The organism is Dysgonomonas sp. GY75, assembly GCF_015234155.1.
Lineage (GTDB): Bacteria > Bacteroidota > Bacteroidia > Bacteroidales > Dysgonomonadaceae > Dysgonomonas > Dysgonomonas gadei.
In genome coordinates this window covers 195,676-211,112 of record NZ_JADCLQ010000017.1, presented here as the reverse complement: position 1 = coordinate 211,112, position 15,437 = coordinate 195,676, and the positions used below count along the sequence as shown (strand labels likewise).

The 15,437-nt window shown below is 44.8% G+C and carries 19 protein-coding genes; all 19 read left to right on the top strand.

The genetic code is table 11. The features are described 5' to 3' along the window. Positions 1-89 precede the first annotated feature (89 nt). The 19 genes from IR083_RS10165 (at position 90) to IR083_RS10075 (ending at position 15,423) form a co-directional block, all read left to right on the top strand. Positions 90-1,007: a hypothetical protein gene (locus tag IR083_RS10165; RefSeq protein ID WP_194224221.1), complete on the top strand. Its 918-nt coding sequence runs from the start codon at positions 90-92 to the stop codon at positions 1,005-1,007. After that, positions 1,007-2,020, top strand: coding sequence for a hypothetical protein (locus IR083_RS10160; RefSeq protein WP_194224220.1), 1,014 nt, complete (start codon positions 1,007-1,009; stop codon positions 2,018-2,020). The genes IR083_RS10165 and IR083_RS10160 overlap by 1 nt, the downstream gene beginning before the upstream one ends. Positions 2,021-2,024: 4 nt before the next feature. Then, a complete protein-coding gene (locus IR083_RS10155; RefSeq protein ID WP_194224219.1) occupies positions 2,025-2,576 on the top strand; it encodes a hypothetical protein in 552 nt (183 codons plus the stop codon). Between the two features lies 1 nt (position 2,577). Beyond that, on the top strand, positions 2,578-2,976 hold the full coding sequence (locus tag IR083_RS10150) for a SufE family protein (protein ID WP_194224218.1): 399 nt from the start codon (positions 2,578-2,580) through the stop codon (positions 2,974-2,976). A 25-nt stretch (positions 2,977-3,001) separates the two neighbouring features. Next, on the top strand, positions 3,002-3,493 hold the full coding sequence (locus tag IR083_RS10145; RefSeq protein WP_194224217.1) for a hypothetical protein: 492 nt from the start codon (positions 3,002-3,004) through the stop codon (positions 3,491-3,493). 3 nt (positions 3,494-3,496) lie between these two features. Continuing rightward, entirely contained in the window at positions 3,497-6,589 is a 3,093-nt protein-coding gene (locus IR083_RS10140) for a hypothetical protein (protein WP_194224216.1), read from the top strand. Between the two features lies 1 nt (position 6,590). Continuing rightward, the gene (locus IR083_RS10135; RefSeq protein ID WP_194224215.1) at positions 6,591-8,429 is read left to right on the top strand and encodes a hypothetical protein; all 1,839 of its coding nucleotides are present in this window, start codon (positions 6,591-6,593) and stop codon (positions 8,427-8,429) included. Positions 8,430-8,536: 107 nt separating this feature from the next. After that, complete coding sequence (locus IR083_RS10130) at positions 8,537-8,686, top strand: hypothetical protein (protein ID WP_194224214.1); 150 nt, start codon at positions 8,537-8,539, stop codon at positions 8,684-8,686. 51 nt (positions 8,687-8,737) lie between these two features. Next, the gene (locus IR083_RS10125; protein ID WP_194224213.1) at positions 8,738-8,983 is read left to right on the top strand and encodes a DUF5053 domain-containing protein; all 246 of its coding nucleotides are present in this window, start codon (positions 8,738-8,740) and stop codon (positions 8,981-8,983) included. Positions 8,984-9,255: 272 nt separating this feature from the next. Beyond that, positions 9,256-9,537, top strand: coding sequence for a hypothetical protein (locus IR083_RS10120; RefSeq protein ID WP_194224212.1), 282 nt, complete (start codon positions 9,256-9,258; stop codon positions 9,535-9,537). Continuing rightward, complete coding sequence (locus tag IR083_RS10115) at positions 9,534-9,677, top strand: hypothetical protein (protein ID WP_194224211.1); 144 nt, start codon at positions 9,534-9,536, stop codon at positions 9,675-9,677. Before IR083_RS10120 ends, IR083_RS10115 begins: the two co-directional genes overlap by 4 nt. Next, positions 9,674-9,814, top strand: a complete 141-nt coding sequence (locus IR083_RS10110) for a hypothetical protein (RefSeq protein ID WP_194224210.1) — start codon at positions 9,674-9,676, stop codon at positions 9,812-9,814. Before IR083_RS10115 ends, IR083_RS10110 begins: the two co-directional genes overlap by 4 nt. An 11-nt stretch (positions 9,815-9,825) precedes the next feature. Continuing rightward, complete coding sequence (locus IR083_RS10105) at positions 9,826-10,206, top strand: hypothetical protein (RefSeq protein ID WP_194224209.1); 381 nt, start codon at positions 9,826-9,828, stop codon at positions 10,204-10,206. A 160-nt stretch (positions 10,207-10,366) separates the two neighbouring features. After that, a complete protein-coding gene (locus IR083_RS10100; RefSeq protein WP_194224208.1) occupies positions 10,367-10,714 on the top strand; it encodes a hypothetical protein in 348 nt (115 codons plus the stop codon). Positions 10,715-10,778: 64 nt separating this feature from the next. Beyond that, positions 10,779-11,309 carry a glycoside hydrolase family 108 protein gene (locus IR083_RS10095; protein ID WP_194224207.1) on the top strand — a complete coding sequence of 177 codons (531 nt, stop codon included), beginning with the start codon at positions 10,779-10,781 and terminating at the stop codon, positions 11,307-11,309. 64 nt (positions 11,310-11,373) lie between these two features. Beyond that, the gene (locus IR083_RS10090; protein ID WP_194224206.1) at positions 11,374-11,856 is read left to right on the top strand and encodes a hypothetical protein; all 483 of its coding nucleotides are present in this window, start codon (positions 11,374-11,376) and stop codon (positions 11,854-11,856) included. A gap of 131 nt (positions 11,857-11,987) precedes the next feature. Further along, a complete protein-coding gene (locus tag IR083_RS10085; protein WP_194224205.1) occupies positions 11,988-13,136 on the top strand; it encodes a hypothetical protein in 1,149 nt (382 codons plus the stop codon). Between the two features lie 117 nt (positions 13,137-13,253). After that, positions 13,254-13,505 carry a hypothetical protein gene (locus IR083_RS10080; RefSeq protein ID WP_194224204.1) on the top strand — a complete coding sequence of 84 codons (252 nt, stop codon included), beginning with the start codon at positions 13,254-13,256 and terminating at the stop codon, positions 13,503-13,505. Next, entirely contained in the window at positions 13,489-15,423 is a 1,935-nt protein-coding gene (locus IR083_RS10075; protein WP_194224203.1) for a hypothetical protein, read from the top strand. Before IR083_RS10080 ends, IR083_RS10075 begins: the two co-directional genes overlap by 17 nt. The last annotated feature ends 14 nt before the right edge of the window (positions 15,424-15,437 follow it).

The following is a 15,437-nucleotide window of genomic DNA, read 5'->3' as shown; positions in this document are numbered from 1 at the left end:
CAATGTGAAAATATGCCAATGTGCCAATTGGCGCGAAGCGACAACATCATTTGCTAATATGCTAATTTTCAAATTTACAAATTAAAAACATGATCAAACTACCCTTCAATACATCCGATCAGCAGGCTTTCGCCGCTGAATTCAAGAAAGTGATATCCGGAGTAAATATATCTCTGGACCCACGCAATATCGAGAGCTCCATGTGCAAGGCGGCTGTGTCCCTGTACGGTATATTCACCCGTTCGTTTTTCGACGCGCTATGCGACGGCACGGCATCCGCCGATACGGATAAAGGCGCGGCGGCGCTCGATTACCTGCGGCGCGCTGTGGCTCACTTTACCATATACCAACACCTGATATTCCTGATCACCCGTATTGGGAATGATGGCGTGACTGTCAAGAAAAACGATGACGAAACCACTGTATTCAAATACCAGCAGGACCAACTGTCGGAGAACCTGATCACCACGGGCTGGTTCTGGATAAACCTGCTTATCGGATACCTGAACGAAAACAAGGATGACTTCCCCGGCTGGAACCAGGATACGGACAGCGATATCCCTATCGATGTTACAGACTTCGAGAAATGGGTGGGCGTATCCGATTTATATTTTGTTATCACCGTTCGCTCACTGATCCGCGAGGTATGGATGGAGTGTGTCGAATCACGGCAGCCGACACCCGTGGCAAAGGATAACCAGAACGCCCGCGCCCTGTGCTACGATGTGATGGCCCGCGCCTGCACACGGCTGGCTTATATGGAACTTCCGGAGCCTATCCGCAGGGATATCAGCAACGAGATGGGTAAGAACCATAACGCGCAGGCAGATACCTACATCCGTGAGAAGGTAGCCGGCATATATGCCCGAAAAGCAGCCTCCTACTGGACAGACTGGGACGTGAAGCTTAAGAAAGATGCCATCAAAAACAACCAGAAGGACGCTGCCGATGCTCCCCGCTTCACACAGCCGGATATTAGCGATAAGGATAAATTTTATTTTAGCTGATGAAAAAAATCGAATTAAACAAAGGAGCGCTCCAGCTTCCGGAATCGTGGGATGAACTGACATATAAGCAGCGTCTGTATGCATTCAGGCTGTTGCATGATGTTATCGGGCATCGCCTGTCACCGGAAACATTCAGAATACGGATGCTTATCTGCCTGACGGGGTATAAGCCTTCACATCACTTTTTTTCGTTATCGTTACGCTACATTTTGTTTTTTGCTGCTGTTCCGTTCGTTGCCCTGTGGTGCCTGGCCAATCATGGACGCATACGGTTCCCGGCATACTGGAGCGTATGGTATGGCCGCTACAAGCCGAAACGCTACGACCGTGATATTATCAACTACAACCTGTACAAGTTATCCGAACAGCTCGACTTTGCTTTCCGGATAGAAGACAGGACTATACAGATAAATACTTTTTTTCGTAGCAATCCGTTTCCCTATATCCGTATCGGCAGAAAAAAATATGCCGGCAAGAAGTTCATCCGTGATATCTCCCCTTTCACGAATATCACAGGCCACGAGTTCTCCGACTGCTTCGATATCTATTCACTTTATAGTTCCGATACCGATGCAACAGTAAAATGCAGGTGCGTGGATAAAATTATCTCCATCCTGTACCCTGCATCCGCGGATTACAACGAAAATATGGTAACCGAACGCCCCGGCATTCAAAAACTGCCTGCCGGAATAAAAACAGGCATTATGTGCTGGTTCGCCGGCATCGTGGAGTATTACGTTACGCACCCGTATTATTCCATCCTGTTCGGTTCATCCGACAGTAATGATAGCGATACCAAGAGTACTATTCGCATCGGCATGAATGAAACGGTACTTATGATCTCCAGCCAGGGATATAACGAAAACGATACGGTAAATAATTTCTTCGATGCCCAGCTGGTCATCCTGAAGAAAAACCTGTCATCCGCTCTGACCTCCGGCGTCAAAATAGAAGAGTTGGCCGGGAAAACAAATATGAGCATCCAGAATATAAATAAATTAATTGGAAAATGAAATCATGGAACTACAACTGACATTATTCAAATATTTTGCAAAATTCGTCCCGAAGGATGCCCTGCGGAAGATACTGTCCAACCCGGACTATTCGCAAAGGCCCGGATATGCAGAAGTCGCGGCCGATATACTGAATGCGCCGGATACCAGCATAATAGATAAGATATCCAGCTATATCTTCTCAATGAATGAAAAATTTGTATCCGATAAAATCCGGAATAATAAGGATATCATCCTGTTTGTCGAATACGGCGCTGCGTCGTATAATCCTGTCGTTCCGCTAGGCATCCGGCAAAAACTTGCCGTGTATGTCGTTTTTCCGCTCACAATTGCGAACAACGACAATCTGAACGAAACGCTCCTGATGACGGAAACATTCGATATCCTGACTTCCATACTCGATAAGATGGAGGCTGATCAGGAAGAACTCGACTTTTGCGGCAATACCCGGCTGATTAATTTCCCTGCAGAAATATTCCCTATCGAATCTGCCTTATTTTACGATCACTCCGGATGGATGGCTATTTTTGACTATTCGGAAACTAACCTTGACTGATATGAGCCGGCAGCAACAATTCATCGAAATGTTCAACGCAATGTGTTCCTGGCAGGAACGGTTCCAGTATCTGATCGATCTGGAATCCCGGATAGAGTTTCCTACATTGCCAGAACGTCTTAGGATCCCGGCTACACGGATTATGTCATGTGCCAGCAGGACCTACTTTTACCCGTTTGTCAGCGAGGGGAAGATCCGGGTTTACGGGTGGAGCAACGCTTCCATCCCGTCAGGACTTATCGCCGTATTCTTTCAACTATTCGATGGTATGGATATAGAAGAGTTCCGGAAGCAAGAAATCGTTTTTCATACGGCTACAGGATTGGTAGATAACCTGACCGGATCGCGTAGGGAAGGATTGATGGAAATGTTAAAGAAACTATCAGTTCTTAGTTCTTAATTTTTCATTCTTAATTCAGACGATCATGATTATAAGGAGTGATGGCATAGCTCAGGACGAATTTATCCGGCAGGTTCTGGAACGTGATGTCCGGAATATATTCAAGGCACAGCAGCTGATAGTTTCCCAGCGGATATATCTGTCGGGGAAAGACTTGAAAGCCTCCAGGCGAAAGAAAGGATTGCAGAGAAGAACCGGGCGGCTCGAAGACTCGCTGTCCAGCCCCGAATATTATCTGCAGTCTCAAGGCGAACAGTTCAATATGGCTGCCGTATATCCTATCTATATCCGATTTCTGGATATGAAACGCCTGGGTAATTGGAAACTCTATAACCGGCAGATCTGGGGTATACTCTATAATAATGCACTCCGGGATATACGATACGGTTATGGAAAAGAGATAGCCGACCTTATGGGAGATAAATTACGGGATGCATTCGGCGCAGGGTCAGGAAACTCAAGTGAGAAAAAAGAACCAGCATTTAAAGATTATGCAAGTAAAAAAGGGAGGGAATAATTCATGGCAAAATTAAAAGACGACGAAATAAGATGGATCCTGTCGCTGGACGCGAAAGGGGTACAGTCGGAACTGACAAGTATATCTTCGGTGATACAGCGGCTGACCGACGACAATAAGAAACTGGAAGCTGAACTAAAACTCGCAACCAGACAGATGTCCGAAGCTGAAAAGGAAATGAAAAAACTGGCCGCTGCCGGCAAGGAGGATAGCGACGCCTTCAGGGAGGCAAAAGCGACTTATGAATCGGCAGCCAATGAATCGGCTGACTATACAAAGCGTATCCGTGACAATAAGAAAGCCATTGAGGAGAACGATGCCAAGGCTAAAGAAATGGTCAAAACCCTCAAGCTGGAGGATATGACCATGAACCAGCTGAAATACCGGGCTTATGACCTTCAAAAGCAACTGGACAATACATCCAAGTCTACTCATCCGGAAGCGTATAAGGCTCTTGAAAAAGAATTGACACAGGTCAATAAACGTATGGGTGAACTAAAAAACGGAGCGGACGAGACATCGTCCGTATTCTCCGGCAAGCTGGCCAAAGGATCCGTAGCCGTTACGGCAGCTATTGCGGCAGCCAAAGAAGCGTTCAATCTGCTGGAAGATGTCATGATGTCGAACAGGGCGACCGGTATAGAATTCGCTGCTATGATGGATGGCGTAGCTAATTCCATAGGATATGTGAAAACAGCCTTGGCGAACTGGGATTTCACAAACTTTGTGGCAGGACTAAAAAGCGCTTATAAAGTTGGACATCAAGTCTCCATAATGCTGGAAGATGCATACGACCTGGAAAATTCTTTCAAGATGACTTCCGCCCGTGAAATAGCGGAACTGGAAGAATTGAAAACACAACTACGGGATGTGAACTTATCGAATAAAGAGAGGCTCAGAATCGGTGATGAAATCATTGTCAGGACTCGAAAAATGGCTGAAGATGAGAAAAAATTCACCGACATCAGACACCAGGCCGCTAAAGACGTGCTGGTAGATCAAACAAAGCTAACTGACGCAGAACTGGAATATATCACTGTTAACAGGATTAGGAATGATCAGCAGATCAAAGACATTAAAAAAATACAAGAACTTGAAGGGGATCTTTTTTCGCTCCAGGAAAAAGCGAATACTTATCAAATATATGCTACCGGCGGTCCTAAGGTGAATAACTATTACGCTCAACAGTTACATGAGACGAATAAGGAAATAGAAGATCATGTCAATCTGATCGATAAGCTCAAGGTTAAATATAAATTAACCGATCCAAAACAATATGAAATAGCTGTGAATGCCATTAAAAAATTCACTTTAGCAAGTACGGAGGCCATTGATGCTTATGTCAATTCGGGCCGGGCTATAGATCAAATAGATATAAAAACCACCCAGTCATTGAAAATGACACAAAGGACAATAGCCGGCATTCGGAAAAAGAATAGTGACACAACCAAAGAAGAGAATAAAATACTGGTAGCCGAGCGTAAATCGCTGAGTCAATTAATCCAGTCATTAGATACTACATATAATAATAAGCTAACAAAAATAAACCAGGATTACCTGGATGGTAAGATCAAAACCGAATCCGGATATAACCAACAGGTATATGCACTCGAACAGGCTTCCTATATTATCCGAGAACAGGCGCTAACTGAATTTAAAGACAAAGTGACCCGTCAAGAGGTCAAAGACGATGTCAGTAAAAGGATATCGGAAATACAGAAACAGCGCCTGCAGCAGGAAATTAATTTCCGGGCAAAGCTGGAGCAGATTATCCTAAATGCCAATCCGGAGGCAAAGGAGAAAAAAGAATATGAGGACCGTCTGCGCGATTTAGGTATTTTCGGTAAGTCACGCCAGGAACTCCAGATGCTCCTGATGTCGGCCGAAACAGAACAGGACAAAAAATTACTGCAGCAGAAACTCGATGCCCTGGAACTACTCGAGAAACAACATCAGGACAATCTCCTCAAAATCCGGAACGATGCCAAGGCAAAAGAAAAGGCACGGGGAGAAGAAAAATTCCAGGAGAGCTTCGGAAAAGACAAAGCCGTTAAGCAGAAAGAAATTGAAGATGAATCCAACAGCCTTTCCCTGCAAAAAGAAATCGGTGCGCTCACTCCTACGGAAGCCTTTGATGCGGAAGTCGAACTTCAGAAAAAACGTCTCGCCCTGATACAGGAGGAACTCGATGCAAGGAAAGCGTCAGGGAAAGAATATTCAAATGTTCTGAAAGAACAAGCCTCGGAAGAAGCCGCCCTCACAAAGTTGTACACCGGTGAGTTGAACAGGCGCAAGCAGGAATACCAGCAATACGGCACAGCCATCGGCACGGTACTTGGCAATGTGATCACTGGACAGGAAGATGCATTAGAAGACTTTGCCGATGTAATGCTCGACATCCTGTTCGATACCCTCACGCAGATGATCAACGCCGAAATCGTGAAAGTAGTCGCTACCGGTACCGGTGCTATATTCAGAGCGACAGCTAACGAAATCGGATCAAAAGGATTTGTCGGTATAGGAACAGCGGCCATACTTACAGGGATTCTCACAGTAGGAATGGCAACAGCTAAATCTGTATTAAAAGGCTTGATTAACGGGGGAAAGAAAAATGTATCTACAGAAAGTAAAACCGGACAACGTGTTGATAATCCAGGCTTAGCCGACGGTGGATACAATGATTCCGGAATTGATGGCGGTTATACTGGCGCCGGCGGACGCTATCAGGTAAAAGGCACTTTCCCCAACGGTGTAACGTATCATGCCGGGGAATATGTAATTGCGCAGCCTGAAATGAAAATACCGGTAGTTAGTAAGATGGTACATGCCATCGAGGGTATTCGCCGGCAACGTACCAATAGTAATCCAATGCCTGCAGGTCTGGCCGACGGTGGATTCAATGATCCGGATATGCCTTCCTCCCGTTCAGAATATTCCGGTGGCAGCCGTGACATATCCGCTTTAGATTCCACCCTGAACCGATTCATCGCGCTGATGGAAAAAATAGAAGAGAGCGGGCTTGGAGTCAATTATTACGCATTCGAAGAAGGAAAAAAAGTAGTGGACCGATCCAGAAATGGAGCATCAAAATACTAATATGAAAATAGAAAATGCCAAGGGAATATTCGATATGGATCCGGAATCCTATATAAATATAGAGCGGACAAATCCTTTGCTTAGCGAACAGGGAAGCATGTCGCTTCCTTTTAGTATTAAACGCACAATCAGGAATGATTTATTGCTGAATTTTCCTCAAAAATACGAACGTAAATTTCAATATGAGATTAAGCAAACAGTAAACTTACGCGCCGGTATCTTAAATGAAAATGCTACACTGGAATTGTTATCCGTCAATAAAGATACTGTAGAAAGTGTATTTTATCTCTATGAGTCATCATTTTATAATCAGATAAAAGAAATAAAGCTAACACAAGTATTCGAAGGTATCGAGAGATGGTTTCAGCCTGAAACTGTTTCCCAGGAAGAACGGGTAGGCCATATCCTGGATATGTTTGAAACTATGATTTTTTCAGAACCTGATTATTCGCAGGATTTTACAGTTTTTCCTGTAGCCGTAAATTGTGAACTTAGACCTAAGTTAGATAAAATATTTCAAGCAAATGCCGGGGCAAACAGCAAATATTGGGAAATGATTAATCAGGTGTATTATAGCGTCATGTATAATGAAAACAGGCTACAAGCCAAGTATCCATACCAATATACAGACGATGACGGTAATGAAATATCTATTCCTGCCGGATATGGTGCATCTCCCTTTCTAAGATTTGGTTATATTCTCCGGAAAATATTCGAATACTTCGGGCTAACCATTGAGCCTACGATCTTCGAAACAAATCCGTCTTACCAAAAATGGTGTGTGATAAATAATACAATGGATGCCATTATGCCCGGATATTTTATCGAAAGCCAACTGGTTCCCGACTGCACCGTAAATGACTTCCTGGAAATTGTCCGGAGTTTGTGTGGTGATTTCTTTATTGATGTTCCCGCGAAGACGGCAAAACTTGTATTCTTTAATGATGTTTTGGATGCCGAACCGGATATGGATCTGACCGGATATCTTACTTCCGGATTTTCGAAAATAGAACTTAGTAAGCCAAAACAAGTGAGGCTTACGGTTGACAGAAGTACACCTTTGGCCGATGTTGCCACGCCTACATTTGAAGAGTTTAAAAAGAAATATTCCGAGTATAATCCACTCCCCCATACGTTTGATTCTCCACAAGGGATATATCCGTATTATGAGCAAAATTCAATCTGGAAATGGTCGGAGCCAAAGGCAGAATTGTTATGGAATTCTTATAAGACAGACTGGTTAAGTTCCATGAATTTTGATTATGACAGCGCGGGCGAATTGGAAAGGGAAGAACATAAGTTTGCCGGAGGAGCCTTAGGAGCCTCTCTTGTAAAGGCCGGAAGTGATATTATTGGTCACATAATGCCTGTTATCGGCTCTATGCGGAATCTGAATTCTAATGTTATTGTCGATGGAACAACTATAACGGAAGACACTCCCAAATGCCCGATTATGCTAAGGATAGAAGAATTCCTGATGGATAGTAAAGCGTCCGACCCGGCATTTAACCGGACCGGACTCCATTCCAATGCAAGTGGGTTCCTTATCCCGGGCACGGTACTCCCTCCTGATTATCCATATAGTAGCTTGTTGCTCTGGGACGAGAAAGGCCTGTATAATACGTTTTGGAAAAGATATGATCAATTGCTGAGAACATCGTTTCATTCCATTACATATCATGCCAGAATACCGACATATATTCTTCAGAAATTCAGATTTGATCGCCTTAAGATAATCAATGGACAACCTTTGATTACCGAATCATTGAAGTATCGAATGAGCGATGAACATATGGTTGATGTGGAAATGAAATTTCGAACTGTAAAAGTTTATGAATAATTTATTTTAATTGAATCTGCTAATTATTTACGAAAATAATCCATCAAAAACTTGTATAGTACGAATATTCGTACTATATTTACAATGTAATCATAAAAGTACCGGATATGAAAGAAAAGAAAGTATTAACAGAAGAGGAATGGGAGCTGATAGAAGCTATCCGCAATTTCAGGAACTCAAAGCATAACCCGTCGGAACAATTGGAATGGTATGCGCTTAAGTTATTCGAAAATCTCCTGTACAGCGAAAAAGATTGACAAACCAAAGCCCTGCCGATGCAGGCAGGGCTTTATAAAAACGGATATGGTATGGAAACATGTATTAAAAAAGCAAGCGTAAAACAGCAGCTCTCCGATGTCCTGCTGGATATATCGTGGGCCAAGATATCGCAAAAATATTTCGGGAAATCCAGTTCGTGGATGTACCACAAGCTGGACGGTATAGACGGCAACGGCAAGCCCATAGAGTTTACACATGAAGAAAAGGAGCAGCTCAGGGGCGGTCTTCTCGATATGTCGGAAAGGATACGCCGTGCTGCCGAGAGTATTAAATAACAGGCTCCGGTTCTTTTATTATTGATTACAACTATTCCCCGCACCGGAGCCGTGCGGGGATTTTTTTATTTTTTCTTTGTAATCTCAAAAATTCTCTCCATCTTTGCCCTTGACTTCTACATACATCTTGGGCAAAAAATCAGATATTTTTTTTGACAAGATAAAAGGCAACGCCCCTATGGTGGTCGGAACGAAAGAACCGGCTGCAAACGCCCTGCGTATGTGGAAGTCACACCTACGGGGGCGTTGCTGTTTATCGCAATTCTTATAATATGACTTCCAATAAGAATTCCCTATGCAAACTCTCCGGGCATCCGGAGATAGAAGCCATGCTGGAACGCTGGCTGGAACCGTCTACACCGGTAACGCCGTCGATTCCCGAATCGTACATATCCTGGTTGTCCTTAATACAGGAATACCTTACCCAGCAGCTGGCCGATCTGAACTATAATGAAGTGGACGAGATAAATATGTTTAAGTCTATGCTTGGCCGTATTTTGTGTATTAAATCCGACTTGAAGGTATTTATAATCAAGGAAGGAGGCGAACAATGAAAAAATCAAAGAAACGCACCTGCCGTCTGAAAGCTGTTACCAAAGCAGTAACTTTGCCCTTGTCTTACCTCCTTGCCAGTGAAGAAGGATTGACCGATTACCAGTTGTTCACTCTGTTGCAGAAAGGAGGCGGGCGATGACAGCCGCTGAATCTGCTGAATCCATCCTGGAGGATTTCCGTCGGGCGGTACTGGCCGAGCTGGACAAGGATGAAGGCGAAGCAGCCGACCTGCACTTTATAGCCGACGGCTTTGAGCTGCATTTAATTATAAAATAAAAAACAAAATAATGACTAACGAAAACAATACCCCCGACACTCCTCAGAGGAAATCACTCCCGGATATGACTATACTGGAAGTAATTAATGAATGCGGACGCCTGAAGTATCCGCTAAGTAAAATATTAAGCATCCTGCAGGCGAAAGACCAGGATCTGGATATGGAGGATATAAAGTCCCGGCTGACTACTCCCGGAACTGAAGAATACCAGGCTTACCGGTCAGGTATCGACGCCGGTGATTTTGAAGTAGACGCAGCGCTCTATTCCGATGTAATATCCGGAACAAAGACCAGCGTAGATTCTCAGAAGGCGCTGCACGATATCCAACGGGAAAGAAACATAAACGATGCTATCCGGGATAAGTTCTTTCCGGAAGATGGTGACAGTTAACAGTTAGCAGTTAACAGTTAACAGTAAAATCCTGCTTGTGAAAGTGGGATTTTTTTTATTTACAAAGTATTTCATCGACACATTTACACATTGGCATATCAGTATATTTTTTGTCCTTTCCTTTTCCCCTCCAAATCCTGACTTTTGAAATAAAAAAGTCATGCAACAACTAAATCTTAATCATTCGGAAATAGCCGTCGGCCTGATTTGCCTGGCCTGTTTCCTGCTCTCCACATTTTTTGTCGGCAAGTGGTGGACTAAGTTCCGGAGCCGTCGATGGATCGTTACCGTATTCTGGGGCATACTGGCCGCCTGGTGTGTAATTGTCGACGGCGAACGGATAAGGGAGACGGCAACGATTATCGTTGTAGCCTGTGCAGCTGCGCAAAGTATAATCTTCCAGCTGATGAGTACCTATGAACGCCTGAAGATAAATATTGGCAACAATATATCATTAGAAGCAGATAATAAAACTGATAAGCCAATTAATCAATTAGTAAATTCGTAAATGACTAGTCGCTTGCACTCCATTTGCTAATATGCTAATTTACAAATATTCAAATTGAAAAAACATGGCAAAAATTGAATTACTGATCCCCATCATATTCCGCTGGGAAGGCGGCTGGGCCGATCACAAAAACGACAAGGGCGGCAAAACGAATATGGGCGTCACTCTGGCAACGTGGAAACAAGTCGGATATGATAAGGATGGTGACGGCGACATCGACGCCGATGACCTGAAGCTGATCACCCGTCAGGACGTGGTGGACGTGCTTCGGAAGTATTACTGGAACAGATGGAAAGCCGACCAGATCCGGAACCAGTCGATAGCGAATATCCTGGTGGATTGGGTGTGGGGTTCCGGCGCATGGGGAATCAAAATCCCACAACAGATATTAGGTGTAACAGCAGACGGGGTCGTCGGGCCTAAGACATTATCTGCATTGAACGGCTATCCCGATCAGGAACTATTGTTTGTAAAAATCTATGAAGCCCGGCTACAGTTTATCAAAGACCTGGTAAAGAAGGACCCGTCACAGATGGTATTTTACCAAGGTTGGATCAATAGGTTGAATGATTACAAATATCAATTAGCAAATTAGCAGATTTGAATATTAGCAAATGAAAAAAAATGAAAATATCTCATCGCTTTGCGCCATTTGCATATTGGCATATTTGCTCATTGGCACATTGGCATTCGCTTCCTGCCGGAGTAACCGGGACTTTAATAGCACTGCTGAAACGCATACAGAAGGCGCTTCAACAGCATCATCGGTACAAAAAGACAGTACGTCCGCACAGGCCCATCGCCGCGACAGTACGTCGGATATCTCCTCCGAGAAACAATATCTTCGAACAACCTGGTACCGACCTGACGGAACAATACGAAAAATACAGGAATCAGGGCGGGAAGCTGAGCGAGCTCGCGTGGCTGTTCATGATACAGGATCATCTGATGTACACGTAAGCGAGGCAAAGGTAGACAGTACCGCCGCCATCAGCACGCAGGCCAAAGAAATCATTCACGAGGATGTGAATAACGATTCCCGCCCCGTCCAGGGTTCCGAATGGGGCTGGTTCGCCGCGGCATTCGTGCTGGTTGTTATTGTTTTCGGATACTGGGAATACAGGAAAAGAATTAATAATTAAGAATTAAGAATGAAAAATGAAATACAAGTGTACTAGTTTCTAGTATACTAGAATTCTAAAAAACTTATCACTTATCACTTTTAGTTTTTCACTTATTACTGCTAACTGCTAACTGCTAACTATTTACTGATATGATCACCGTTACCAAAATACCGCGTCAAAACGTTTTCTCCGGAAATCCGGTAGTGTTCGGGCTGGAGACAGATACGGACGAAGCAGTCGTTGTGGAAGTCATCACCGGCGGACGCAGTTATTTTACGTCTTACTTCCCATTCCAGGATGATGGTGTCTACAGGGTGAAGATGGAACTCTCCGGATACCTGCAACCGCCGGACGTTCCTCTGGCTGTTCCTTCGGGAAACATTGTGGCGTCTCTCGACGGCTTTATCATTCCCTATACAGTTAAGATCGGCGACAGTTACGAGTTTACGGGCAACGCGTTCCGGGGCGGCATAAGCAACAAAGTATATACGCGCCTGGCAGATAATGGCTATGATATCTTCTCTTATCGCCTTACATCGTCTCGCCGCCAGTTCCTGTTTACCACACGCACTCACGACAGCGAGGTACGCCTCCGGGACACGGAACTATATCCCTTTGTCTTCCTGAACCGTAATATACCGCTTAGTTTTGTTTCTCCATCCGGCAATACTATAGATATCAATACGGCAGGCTTCGGCCCTGTCTGTGTGATGGATCTGGTGGCTTTGCGTTCAGCCTTTAATGAACAGTACGGTGAAATCCCGGACGTAATAAAGGTGTATGCCTCCGGAAACCTTGCCTTCAGCTTTATTATTTCGCCCGGAAAGTTGGCGGAAGAAAAGTACAGGTTGCGCTTCCTGAACTCGCTGGGAGCATACGAGTTGCTCGAGGTCACCGCCCGCGCCTCGCATACCTCCGAGTTCGGCGAGGAAGACCTGTACAACGTGATGAACGGCTATGACTTTTTCGAGGAACGCAAAACACGCACACCGGGCAGGGAGAAGATCGAGGTGGAGACAGGACGCAGGCTCCGGCACGAAATGCCGTTTATACTGGATATGATTAAGAGCGAGGAAGTGTATTTCATCTGGCCGTCCGGGCAGGAGTTCCGCTGCCGGGTAAGTACCGACGCATTTAAATACCGCGAGCGGATCACGGAACCGACCAGCATTCCGCTCACAATTACAGAGCTCACAGACGAACGCTTTGCCCTGCCGCCGATAGATTCATTCCCGGCATGGATACAGGTGATACCGGTAGCGTCGGCGTGGGACGCGGAAGGAAACCTGATCAGTTAACAGTTAGCAGTTAACAGTAAACAGTGGCGCGAAGCGACAAAATCATTTGCTAATATGCTAATTTACAAACAACGTTCGCCGAAGCGTAGGCGAGGCAAATATTCAAATTGAAAAATTATGATCTACCAGGTAAAAAAATCAGATATCATCCTCGAAATAGACGACAATATCTTTTTCGACAAACAGCCAAAGGAATTCAGGCAATTATATGATAACGCCCGGATTGTGGAAACTAAAGATGAAAAGGGCAATGTAACCGGTACAACTCAAACCAATAACGCCGAATTCGACAACTGCTATGTAGAAGTATATGAGAACGGACGGGTAATTATCACTTTAAAACAGGACGAAGATGAGATATATATTTAAGGATAAATACACGAACCAAAACGGGCAAATTTTGGAACAAAATTATACCACCCAGTTTTATTCCAATAGCTTTGCCGGCGGCAACGGCACAAGGACAGCGCCTTACAGGTCTAATGTCCTTACGGGATTAGCTGCTGCAGGTACAACAGCATTAGTGTTAAGTTCAGGCGTACATAGCGGCACAACTACCACTATGCAGGGAACAGCATCATATTCAAAATATGTAAATGGCCAGGGGATAAATAAAACCATATGGAAAAATTTCGTAATAAATATACCATCTGCGAGTACAGTTAATCCCAATTTGTACATTAAAGACCTGACATTGGATGGAGATATCGCCTTCAACTTAACAGCTCCCAATAATGCTTTCAGGCTAAATGTATATTTATATTTCTGCGTAATAAACAGTGCTATTGTACGGACTATTAGTGGTTATCCGGGTGCTCCTGTCACGATTAACCGCTGCCTTGTTAAAAAGTTAATAGCAGCAGCTACAAATAGTGCCACAACTTACGGTAATAACAATTCATTCGTTGGTATAACTTCCACCATTGGCTCCATACCCGGAAACCTGCATACTTTCGAAAAATGCAACTTAATAGTCAACCAGGCATCGCTCGATAGCTACAAGAACAATTACTACGCGTTCGACAATTGCAACTTCCGTATCGGTACGGAAACGGACTATACCCCGCTGACCGGCACGACTGCCGAAGAACTCCGGACAGACTTTGTCGCACGCTGTACGGCTGCCGGGCTTACCGTTCCCCCCGACATTACGGATTACGGCATAACATTAACTTTGGGACGATGGATTTTTACAAAGAACCAACTGTTCGAGGGCATTACCTGGACGGGTTCGGAAATTAACCTGTTCGAAGTACCAAGGTTTATATCGTTCGGTTATTCGGCCAGCCTGGAGCGCATCGGCGTCACCACACAGCCTAACGTGCCGGGCACGTTCTCCCCCGCTTTCCCCAATACCGGGAACATGGACTACCAGCCCCTGGGCATGTACCTGCCCAATACGGACGACGTTACAGACCTGCATAATTACAGCGCGGCAAGCAATATTATCTCCTTCGGCACAAAAAAACAGCTTAACCGCCTGATGCTGGTGGATAGCCTTGAATCTATCTACGGGGTGAAAGCAGACACTACGCCGGATCTTTTCTCCAATACGCCCATCCCTCCCGATAACGGAACCATCTCTGCCGGGGTACACTACATTGTACGCTCCACGGATAAGCAGCCGGCAACCATTAGTTACAACGGGGCTACATACAGCACATCACTAAATACACGAAATAATCTCGTGCGCGGAGTAACAGCCGCAAGCACTTACTCGGCTACCTCCGGCAATCCGGTACTGTATCAGGTAAACGACGAGCTACAATATAAGACTATACAGGTGCGTGTCGCAAACAAAATACCCGCCGATATCATCAAGGCCGGGGCATTGCTTACAGGCTATTGGTACTTTGTGGAGCATGATACTGATCAGGGTAATACTACCGATTATGTAACGTATAATGGTAATAATTACCCTGTGGGTTCCTCGTTCCTTGTGACCGGCGTAACAGCCTTCTCCATCACAGGTGATATCCACCTGCGCCGTTGCTGGAAGGATACCTTCGACTTTGCCTCGGAAACGGTGGACAAGGACTTCTGGACATACCAGCAAAAACCGAAGTGGTTCGATGTTGTCGACGATGATCCGCGCTGCCTGCTGAAGAACAACCACGACATGGCCCATGAGATGGAAACGGACGCCCTCGGCAATTACATCGCTTCCGGACATCCCGATTTTTACAAAATCATCACCGGAGAGGCCGGTATCCTGATGAAGCCCATGCCGATAAAAGGAGCGTTTATGCAGGTAAGGGTGGTAGTGAGTACTTTGAATATTATGTAGATCAATTAATAATG

Bases quoted from the DNA above. Each gene is read 5' to 3' on its own strand.
- IR083_RS10085 (WP_194224205.1), top strand. From the start codon at position 11,988: ATGATCACCGTTACCAAAATACCGCGTCAAAACGTTTTCTCCGGAAAT.
- IR083_RS10080 (WP_194224204.1), top strand. From the start codon at position 13,254: ATGATCTACCAGGTAAAAAAATCAGATATCATCCTCGAAATAGACGAC.
- IR083_RS10140 (WP_194224216.1), top strand. From the start codon at position 3,497: ATGGCAAAATTAAAAGACGACGAAATAAGATGGATCCTGTCGCTGGAC.
- IR083_RS10165 (WP_194224221.1), top strand. From the start codon at position 90: ATGATCAAACTACCCTTCAATACATCCGATCAGCAGGCTTTCGCCGCT.
- IR083_RS10120 (WP_194224212.1), top strand. From the start codon at position 9,256: ATGACTTCCAATAAGAATTCCCTATGCAAACTCTCCGGGCATCCGGAG.
- IR083_RS10100 (WP_194224208.1), top strand. From the start codon at position 10,367: ATGCAACAACTAAATCTTAATCATTCGGAAATAGCCGTCGGCCTGATT.
- IR083_RS10130 (WP_194224214.1), top strand. From the start codon at position 8,537: ATGAAAGAAAAGAAAGTATTAACAGAAGAGGAATGGGAGCTGATAGAA.
- IR083_RS10145 (WP_194224217.1), top strand. From the start codon at position 3,002: ATGATTATAAGGAGTGATGGCATAGCTCAGGACGAATTTATCCGGCAG.
- IR083_RS10115 (WP_194224211.1), top strand. From the start codon at position 9,534: ATGAAAAAATCAAAGAAACGCACCTGCCGTCTGAAAGCTGTTACCAAA.
- IR083_RS10135 (WP_194224215.1), top strand. From the start codon at position 6,591: ATGAAAATAGAAAATGCCAAGGGAATATTCGATATGGATCCGGAATCC.
- IR083_RS10075 (WP_194224203.1), top strand. From the start codon at position 13,489: ATGAGATATATATTTAAGGATAAATACACGAACCAAAACGGGCAAATT.
- IR083_RS10155 (WP_194224219.1), top strand. From the start codon at position 2,025: ATGGAACTACAACTGACATTATTCAAATATTTTGCAAAATTCGTCCCG.
- IR083_RS10095 (WP_194224207.1), top strand. From the start codon at position 10,779: ATGGCAAAAATTGAATTACTGATCCCCATCATATTCCGCTGGGAAGGC.
- IR083_RS10150 (WP_194224218.1), top strand. From the start codon at position 2,578: ATGAGCCGGCAGCAACAATTCATCGAAATGTTCAACGCAATGTGTTCC.
- IR083_RS10125 (WP_194224213.1), top strand. From the start codon at position 8,738: ATGGAAACATGTATTAAAAAAGCAAGCGTAAAACAGCAGCTCTCCGAT.
- IR083_RS10110 (WP_194224210.1), top strand. From the start codon at position 9,674: ATGACAGCCGCTGAATCTGCTGAATCCATCCTGGAGGATTTCCGTCGG.
- IR083_RS10160 (WP_194224220.1), top strand. From the start codon at position 1,007: ATGAAAAAAATCGAATTAAACAAAGGAGCGCTCCAGCTTCCGGAATCG.
- IR083_RS10105 (WP_194224209.1), top strand. From the start codon at position 9,826: ATGACTAACGAAAACAATACCCCCGACACTCCTCAGAGGAAATCACTC.